The organism is Vibrio sp. 1580 (genome assembly GCF_033340055.1).
Map to the genome: position 1 here is coordinate 1 of NZ_JAWOVT010000602.1, position 550 is coordinate 550.

The following is a 550-nucleotide window of genomic DNA, read 5'->3' on the forward strand; positions in this document are numbered from 1 at the left end:
ATTGGCCCCACGAGTTCGCCAAAGGCTTCGTTTGGCATCCAACCCGTAGGAATAAAAAGTGCAGTGATAAAGCCCCAAGCGATAAAGGCTCCGATATTTGGCAGCACCATGGCGGTCAAATGACCTCCGAAGGCTTGCACATTGGCTCGCATGTTTGCTTTCACGTTATGTTCCTTTTAGTATGCTTTTATTATGTCTAGCACTTGTTCTTTGGAAGAGGCTTGTGCCAGTTTTGCAATGTTCTCTTCATCCACAAACATCTCGCTCAACGCTTGAATCACCTCAATGTGGGTATCAGAGTCTTTCGCAGCTAAGGTAATAAGAATATTGGCCGGACCGAGATCCGATCCAAAATCAACAGGTGACGGGAAAATATGGATGCCTAAGCCTGTTTTTAAAACGCCAGTTTCAGGTCGGGCATGAGGCATAGCCAATCCAGGGCATAACACATAGTAAGGACCGTTTTCTTCCGTTGAACGGATGATCGCATCAGCATAGTGCTGGGAGACATAACCTTTATTTTCTAGGTATTGAGTGGTCTTTTTAACCG

Annotated in this window: 1 protein-coding gene and 1 pseudogene; both read right to left on the reverse strand. The window is 45.6% G+C overall.

Translation table 11 applies throughout. From position 1 onward, the window contains the following. Positions 1 to 164 (reverse strand): annotated as a pseudogene (locus tag R7093_RS27385) (PTS mannose transporter subunit IIA); the annotation flags it as partial. Positions 165 to 176: 12 nt separating this feature from the next. Continuing rightward, positions 177 to 550, reverse strand: a 374-nt coding sequence (locus R7093_RS27390) for a PTS sugar transporter subunit IIA (protein WP_318147304.1), incomplete at its 5' end; no start/stop codon positions are given.